Below are 519 nucleotides of genomic sequence, written 5' to 3'. Positions count from 1 at the left end.
CGCCGCCCCCGTCCCGGCACCCCCGGCGAGACCCGACAGCGACGAACCAACCCCCTGACCTCTTCGGCCGCGCGGCCCTGCGAAGCCCCGGCCGAGCCACCGACGATCACCAATCCGCCCATCCCTGCACCATCACCACCGGCCGGTTCCCGGGGTTGCCGCCCCACACCGGCCAGAGGAGGACCCAACCATGCCCCGTTCTGCCATCCCGCCCACCTTCCTGGGACTGCGGTACGCCTGCGAAGGAGGGCACGGTCGTGCCTGAGCGCATAGGGACGGATAAGGCCCTGGCCTGCCTGCATCTCCCGGAAGAGGTCGCCTCAGTTCTCGGCTGCTCGGTCTGGTGGGTCAAGGACCGGGCCCGCCGACGCCTCATCCCCTTCACACGGGTCGGACGCGCCTACCGCTTCTCCACCGAGCAACTCGCGGAGATCATCCGTCTCCACGAGGAACGACCGACCCGAGCCGCGCAACGCCCCGGCCCCGCTCTGGACGCACCCACCCGGCAGCCCCCCCCCC

Annotated in this window: 1 protein-coding gene; it reads left to right on the top strand. The window is 71.9% G+C overall.

What is annotated here, in order from left to right:
* Positions 1-257 precede the first annotated feature (257 nt).
* On the top strand, positions 258-519 hold a 262-nt coding region (locus tag ACSNOC_RS27915; RefSeq protein WP_436750359.1), incomplete at its 3' end, for a helix-turn-helix domain-containing protein.

The organism is Streptomyces sp. URMC 129, assembly GCF_051386415.1.
GTDB lineage: Bacteria > Actinomycetota > Actinomycetes > Streptomycetales > Streptomycetaceae > Streptomyces.
Note: the sequence above shows the minus strand (reverse complement) of the source record. Positions and strands in the feature narration are given on the sequence as shown.